9 protein-coding genes are annotated in these 6,443 nt (G+C 70.4%); 5 read left to right on the top strand and 4 right to left on the bottom strand.

Annotated elements, in window-relative coordinates; all coding sequences use genetic code 11:
• Positions 1–153 precede the first annotated feature (153 nt).
• The gene (locus G6R24_RS17070) at positions 154–489 is read left to right on the top strand and encodes a hypothetical protein (protein ID WP_225438645.1); all 336 of its coding nucleotides are present in this window, start codon (positions 154–156) and stop codon (positions 487–489) included.
• 154 nt (positions 490–643) lie between these two features.
• Here the strand turns inward: G6R24_RS17070 and G6R24_RS17065 are convergent, their stop codons facing one another.
• Both G6R24_RS17065 and G6R24_RS17060 read right to left on the bottom strand, forming a co-directional pair.
• On the bottom strand, positions 644–1,474 hold the full coding sequence (locus G6R24_RS17065) for a 4'-phosphopantetheinyl transferase family protein (protein WP_163550225.1): 831 nt from the start codon (positions 1,472–1,474) through the stop codon (positions 644–646).
• Between the two features lie 6 nt (positions 1,475–1,480).
• Entirely contained in the window at positions 1,481–2,374 is an 894-nt protein-coding gene (locus tag G6R24_RS17060) for a metallophosphoesterase family protein (RefSeq protein ID WP_163550224.1), read from the bottom strand.
• Positions 2,375–2,694: 320 nt separating this feature from the next.
• Here G6R24_RS17060 and G6R24_RS17055 point away from each other — a divergent pair, with 320 nt between their 5' ends.
• Positions 2,695–3,051 (top strand): YkvA family protein, encoded by a 357-nt coding sequence (locus G6R24_RS17055; protein ID WP_163550223.1) that lies wholly within the window; start codon positions 2,695–2,697, stop codon positions 3,049–3,051.
• Positions 3,052–3,170: 119 nt separating this feature from the next.
• Here G6R24_RS17055 and G6R24_RS17050 read toward each other — a convergent pair whose 3' ends face one another.
• Positions 3,171–3,746: a TerD family protein gene (locus G6R24_RS17050; protein WP_163550222.1), complete on the bottom strand. Its 576-nt coding sequence runs from the start codon at positions 3,744–3,746 to the stop codon at positions 3,171–3,173.
• Positions 3,747–4,027: 281 nt separating this feature from the next.
• Between G6R24_RS17050 and G6R24_RS17045 the strand changes: the two genes are divergently transcribed.
• The 3 genes from G6R24_RS17045 (at position 4,028) to G6R24_RS17035 (ending at position 5,781) form a co-directional block, all read left to right on the top strand.
• Entirely contained in the window at positions 4,028–4,246 is a 219-nt protein-coding gene (locus tag G6R24_RS17045) for a hypothetical protein (protein WP_163550221.1), read from the top strand.
• A 105-nt stretch (positions 4,247–4,351) separates the two neighbouring features.
• On the top strand, positions 4,352–4,804 hold the full coding sequence (locus tag G6R24_RS17040; protein ID WP_163550220.1) for a MerR family transcriptional regulator: 453 nt from the start codon (positions 4,352–4,354) through the stop codon (positions 4,802–4,804).
• Positions 4,804–5,781 (top strand): aldo/keto reductase, encoded by a 978-nt coding sequence (locus tag G6R24_RS17035; RefSeq protein WP_163550219.1) that lies wholly within the window; start codon positions 4,804–4,806, stop codon positions 5,779–5,781. Before G6R24_RS17040 ends, G6R24_RS17035 begins: the two co-directional genes overlap by 1 nt.
• Positions 5,782–5,870: 89 nt before the next feature.
• On the opposite strand, the gene G6R24_RS17030 is transcribed toward G6R24_RS17035, so the two are convergent.
• The coding region (locus G6R24_RS17030; RefSeq protein ID WP_163550218.1) for a response regulator transcription factor at positions 5,871–6,443 on the bottom strand (573 nt) is incomplete at its 5' end.

Here is a 6,443-nt window from a genome sequence, read left to right as displayed (position 1 = left end):
AAAAAACAAACGATCTACGAGACCTGACCAGTTACCCGCGAGCCAGTGGGCGTATCCGATCCCGGCCCGACGGATCAGAACATCATCGACCACATCGCACTGGAACTCCAGCTGATACTCGGTGCCCACCACGGTCAGGGTTACGGTGGTGTGGTGGTCTCCGCCGCCCGGGGTGTGGTGACCGTCTACCGGACGGAGGAACACGCTGCTGGAATTGACGCGGTCATCGCCGGGAGATCTGACGCACGTCATATCCGAGTCGCATCGGCTCGCTACTCCCACGCCTATCTCAGCGAGATCCGCGATCGTGTCTCGGCTGACCTGGACTACTGGCGGCGACGCGGCACTGTCCTCACGTCGCTGGGCGTCGGAGCGCGGGGCGAAGCCGTGGACATCGGCGTCGAGAGCCTGGTCGAGGTGGCCGCTGTCGAGCAGCGGTACGACGGTCTGCCGGTCGCGGTAACGGTGGTGCGGCCCGTTCCGTTCTGAGCCCGATGCTTCCCTCCTCGCAGGCGCTATCGGGGCTTGCGGCCCTCGACGCCGCGAGTGCGTGGGCGGCGGCCCGCGGGGTGGGAGCCGGGGCCGGTGCGACCCGCGGGGCGGAAGCGGCCGGCCGGGCGGGGGCGACGTCCTCGTCGGCGCATCACGCGGTGACCGACGAGGCTGGGACACCGTCGATGTGTGTGGCGGTGATCGCGGTGATCAGCAGGCCCTCGCCGACGAGCCAACGTCCGTCGAAGCCGGTCAGGGTGCCTGACCCGAGCGCGGGACCCGCGACCAGCAGCCGTGCGCTGAACGTTCCTTCGGCTCGCACCAGCTTCTGCGTGGCCGTGAGGCCACCGTGGCTCCCGCCCGCGTGCCCCGCCGCTGTCACCGCGGCGCCAGCCGTCGTGACCGGACCGACCGGGCCGTCGAGGGCGTCGATGGTCTGGGCGAGCGGCGCGGTGCCGGGCTCGAGGCTCAGGTGGGCGTCCTCGAAACCCAGCCAGCGTTGAGCCAGCGGGAACCAGGCCTTGTACACCGATTCCTTGGCGCTGAACAGCAGGCGGTCCCACCGGACGGCCGGGTGGGACGCGGTCAGCGCGGCGAGGCGGTCCGCCTCGTCCGCGACGGTGATCTCATGGGTGACACCGGGCGGGTTCGGCTCGTTCGGCTCGGCGTCGATACCCAGGGTGTAAACGTCACGGGACCAGGCGACGGCAGCCGCCCGGTAACCGGCACAGTGGGTGATGCTGCCGACCACGCCGGCGGGCCACCCGGGGGCGCCGCGCGGGCCGGGCAGGATCGGCGCCGGCGGCAGGCCGAGCTGGCGCAGCGCCTTGTGCGCGCAGATGCGGGCGGTGGTGAACTCGCGTCGGCGTTTCTCCACCGCCCGGGCGAGCAACGCCGACTCCTCGGGGAACAGCACGGCGGCCGGCTCGTCCTCGAACGCCTCGACCGCGATGGCCGCAGCGGGTAGCAGGCTCGAGAGCACCGGGCGTCAGCCTCGCGCCGACGCCGTCGCCGACGCGTCGCCGGACGCGGTGCCCACCCGTTTACGCTCGGGCCGCGGTACGTACGGCAGGATCTGACGCGGCCCGATGTACGGCCGGCCGTACGCCTCCCACGCGGCCCGTTCCCGCGGATACCCCATCGAGACCTCCTCGAAGCGGACATCGTCGTACCAGGTCGTGCGGGGAATGTGCAGGTGACCGTAGACGGCCGCCGCCGCGCGGAAACGCAGATGCCAGTCGGCGGTGGCGGTGGTGCCGCACCACAGGGCGAACTCCGGGTACCGCAGGACGTCGCAGGGCTGACGGACCAGCGGCCAGTGGTTGACCAGCACCGGTGGAACAGCCGGATCGAGTGCCGCCAGCCGCTGCTCGGTGTAGGTGACGCGGGCGCGGGACCAGTCGTCGATCCGCGGGTAGGGATCGGCGTGCAGCAGCCATTCGTCCGTGCACACCACACCTGTGCTGCGAGCCAGGTCGAGCGCTTCGTCCCGGGTGGTGGTTCCGGCCGGACGGAAGGTGTAGTCGTACGGGACGAACAGCGGGGCGACGACCACCGGCCCGCCCTCGCCGACCCAGACCGGGTAGGGATCCTCCGGGGTGAGCACGCCGACGTCGCGGGCGGCGGCGACCAGATAGCGGTACCGGGCGTCGCCCCGTAGCCGCAGCGGGTCCTGTTTGGCCGTCCACAGTTCGTGGTTTCCGGGCACCCAGATGACCTTGGCGAAACGGCTGCGCATCAGCCGCCAGATGGCGATGATGTCGGCGGCGATCTCGCCGACGTCGCTGCCGAGGATCAGCCAGTCCTCGGGGGAAACCGCCTCGATGCTCTCGACCAGGCCGCGGTTCTCCGCGTAGCCGATGTGAACATCACTGACGGCCATCAACCTGCCAGTGGGTTGGCCAGCGGACTGGCCACTGCGCCGGCCAGAGGGCACCGGCGACTCCGCGGAGGACACACCATGAAGCCTACCGGCGCCATCGCGCCTCTGTCCGCCTGTCGCCGGATCTGACAGCCGACAACCACCCGTGGTCGCTACGGGTCATCGGTGGGCGCCGCGGGTCGCCGGTGGGCACGGGGTGGCCGTCACCGAGGTGCCGGTGGATGTTCGAATCAGGTCACCGCGGGGCATGCCGCAGGAGATCATGGCTGCGTCGTGGGATGTCGACGACGTGCGCGGGTTCGGGCGAGGGGACGTGGACGATGGGTGACTTCGGAACCGCGCTGCTGATTGGCCTCGGTGTGCTCGTGGCGGTCGGCCTTGTGCTGGCGATCGCCGCGCTGGTGGTGATCCGGCGCTACGACCTGCCGGTGCGCGGGATCGTGGCGATGTTGGGCAGCCTCGCCTACGTGGTGTCGCCCGTGGACGCCGTCCCCGAGATCCCGCTCGGCCCGATCGGCCTCATCGACGACCTGCTGGTGATCATCGGGGCCGTCGTGTACGTGCACGGACTGATCCAGTCCCGCCGCGGCGGCGGGAACGCGCCCGGCCTGTCCGGCGGTCTGCCCCACCAGCCCGCCCCGCCGCGGCTGACCCGAGGCCAGCGCGGCCGACGCTGATCAGCGGCCCGGCGCGATCAGACGTCCAGGGCGATCAGACGTCCAGGGCGATCAGACGTCCAGGGCGATCAGACGTCCAGGGCGATCAGACGTCCAGGGCGATCAGACGTCCAGGGCGATCAGACGTCGAGGCCGTAGGAGCGGGCGATCGCGGTCAGATCCTGCACCCCACCCTCGCCGAGCGCCCGGAAATGCCAGCCGTCACCCTCGCGTAGCAGGTCACCGAACAGCATGGAGGTGTCGCGGGCAGCGGAGGAGGACAGATCGTAACGGACCAGCTCGGCATCGGTGTCGGTGTTGACGACACGAATGTAGGCGTTGTGCACGTCACCGAAACTCTGCCGACGATACTCCGCGTTGTGGATGGTCACCGGGAACACGATCCGGGTGATCGCGCGCGAAAGCAGATCGAGACGTACGTCGATCTGTTCGTCGTCTCCGCGACCCTCCCCGGTGAGGCTGTCGCCGCGATGCACGATCTCCCCGCGCGGCGTGCTCAGGTTGTTGTAGTAGACGAAATAGCCCCGGTTCGGGGCGAGGCCGTTGTCCTGTAGGGCGATCGCGCTCGCGTCCAAGTCGAACTCCTGCGCCCCCGGGCTGTTCGGGTCCCAGCCCAGACCGACCCTGATATGGGTCAGGACGCCCGTGGTTTCGACGAGGGCGGTGCTGGCACCCTTGGCGAGATCAATGCCCACTGTTGTCCACACTCACTGTCGTCGTTTCCTACCTGCGCCTGCGGCCTGCCTGTTCCCGCCCCCGGCTCACCGAAGATCCACGTTGGACGCGGGATGCGTGATCAGCCAAGCACATACCGCCGGCTGGGGGCAGGGCAATGCGGATACTTGCGCATCTGCCATCCGGATACGGGCGCGGTGGAACGCACTGGTACCACCACGGGCCACAGCCGCACCGATGGGGGTGCGGTCGGTCCGTTCCACGGGCGCGTGGTAGGGGTGATTGGCTAACGTCGTCAGGTGTGGATCAGCTTCCGCTGCTTGTCGGCTCCGGCGACATCGCCCGTGCGCTCGGTCTGACCCGTCAGGCGGTGGACCATCGGATGCGCGTCGACCCGGCGGCACCCAAACCGGCCGCGGTGGTGAACCGCACCGCCACCTGGGGCGGCACCCGGATCTGGTGGCGCGCCGAGGTCGACCGTTGGCTGCGCCTCGAACCCGAGCACTGGCATCTGCGCTGACGTCCGCTCACCCGCGCCACCCGCGCCAGCCGGGTCGCATGCGGTTGACCACGCTGACCTCGGATGGTTGACCTCGAGCGCACTCCAGGTCCTAGCGTCTGTGGCATGGCCACGCTTGAAGCGTCCGTATCGCCGCCGGTGCGGCCGTCCACCCACGTCGGCACGTCGACCGACGGCTACGCCGGTGACGGCGAGTCGACCTGGACGATCGCCCAGGCCGCCCAGGCCACCGGGGTGAGCGTGCACACCCTGCGGTACTACGAGCGGGCCGGGCTGATGCGGGAACCGGTCGCCCGGGCCGCCTCGTCGCATCGTCGTTACACCGCCTCCGACATCGCCTGGGTGAGTTTCCTGACCAGGCTGCGGCTGACGGGCATGCCGATCCGCGAGATGGCCCGCTACGCACGGCTGGCCCGCGCCGGTGCCGGCACCGAGACGGACCGGCTGGCCCTGCTCACCGAGCACCGCCGTCGGGTGCTCGACCGGTTGCACGAGGAACAGCGCAACCTGGCCGCCATCGACCACAAGATCGCCCACTATGAGAGGATCATCCGTTGATGCGCACCGTCACTCTCGGCTCCGCGGGCCTGCGGGTTTCCCGGCAGGGCCTGGGCTGCATGGGTATGTCCGACTTCTACGGCGCGACTGACGACACCGAGTCGATCGCGACGATCCACCGCGCCCTGGACCTCGGCGTCACCTTCCTGGACACCGCGGACATGTACGGTCCGCACACCAACGAGCGGCTCGTCGGCACCGCCCTCGCGGACCGCCGCGACGAGGTCGTGCTGGCCACGAAGTTCGGCGTCATCCGGGACCCGGCCAACCCGGCGGCCCGTGGGATCAACGGCCGGCCTGACTACGTCCGGGCCAGCGTCGAGGGCTCGCTGGCCCGCCTCGGCGTCGACCACATCGACCTCTACTACCAGCACCGCGTCGACCCGACCGTGCCGATCGAGGAGACCGTCGGGGCGATGGCCGACCTGGTCACCGCGGGCAAGGTCCGCTACCTGGGCCTGTCGGAGGCGTCGGCGGCGACGATCCGTCGCGCCCACGCCGTCGCGCCGATCAGCGCGGTGCAGACCGAGTACAGCCTGTGGACCCGCGATCTTGAGCAGGACATCCTGCCGACCCTGCGTGAGCTCGGTATCGGCCTGGTCGCCTACAGCCCGCTGGGCCGGGGTTTTCTCACCGGCGCCCTGCGTTCCACGGCGGACGTCGCCGCTGACGACTTCCGTCGCGGCCTCCCGCGACTGCAGGGTGACAACCTCGAGGCGAACCTCCAGCTGGTCGCCGAGATCGAGAAGATCGCCACCGACAAGGGGGTGACCCCGGCCCAGCTCGCGCTTGCCTGGGTGCAGCATCAGGGCGACGACGTCGTGCCGATCCCCGGCACCAAGCGCCGTCGCTACCTCGAGGACAACGCCAGCGCCACCGAGATCACCCTGACCGACGCCGAAGCGGACCGTCTGGGAACCCTTGGTGCGTCCGTCGCCGGCGACCGCTACCCCGACATGTCCACGATCGACAGCTGACGCGAACCCTTCTCCCGGGAGCCCTTACCTCGGACGTCCGATCGAGGGACGTCCGCTCGAAGGACGGGTGCCCTTGTGCTCGCCGGGGGTCAGTCGCCACCGGAGGGAGCGCAGACGCGGTAGCCGATACCGCGCACGGTGAGGATGTGGGTGGGCGCCGAGGGGTCCACCTCCACCTTGCGGCGCAGCCGCCGGACGTGGACGTCGAGCATCCGCGCCCCGCCGAAGTAGTCGTAGCCCCAGATCCGTTCCATCAGCTGCCGACGGCTGACCGCCTGCCCGCCGGCCACGGCCAGCTCGCACAGCAGACGGAACTCGGTGCGGGTCAGAGCCTGGTCCTCGCCGTGGCGACGCACCACCCCCTCAGCCGGCCGGATCTGCAGTTCGCCGACGCTGAAGGCCCGGCCCGGACCCTGCCCGGCGGGGCGGGTACGGCGCAACAGGGCGCGTAGCCGGGCCAGTGCCTCCGCGGACAACGGCGGAGCGGTGATGAAGTCGTCGGCGCCGGCCTCAAGACCCGCGACGATGCCCTGCGGGTCAGCGCGATCGGCCACGACGACCAGCGCGACGTCGCCGCCCGCCCGGACCTGCCGGCAGAACTCCAGCCCGCTCATCGGCGCCAGCTCTGGCTCCTCCGCTGGCCCCGGCGCCTGTTCCGACAT

It is taken from the genome of Candidatus Frankia nodulisporulans, assembly GCF_902806475.1.
GTDB classification, from domain to species: Bacteria; Actinomycetota; Actinomycetes; order Frankiales; family Frankiaceae; genus Frankia; species Frankia umida.
Note: the sequence above shows the minus strand (reverse complement) of the source record. Positions and strands in the feature narration are given on the sequence as shown.

Bases quoted from the DNA above. Each gene is read 5' to 3' on its own strand.
- G6R24_RS17035 (WP_163550219.1), top strand. From the start codon at position 4,804: ATGCGCACCGTCACTCTCGGCTCCGCGGGCCTGCGGGTTTCCCGGCAG.
- G6R24_RS17060 (WP_163550224.1), bottom strand. From the start codon at position 2,374: ATGGCCGTCAGTGATGTTCACATCGGCTACGCGGAGAACCGCGGCCTG.
- G6R24_RS17055 (WP_163550223.1), top strand. From the start codon at position 2,695: ATGGGTGACTTCGGAACCGCGCTGCTGATTGGCCTCGGTGTGCTCGTG.
- G6R24_RS17040 (WP_163550220.1), top strand. From the start codon at position 4,352: ATGGCCACGCTTGAAGCGTCCGTATCGCCGCCGGTGCGGCCGTCCACC.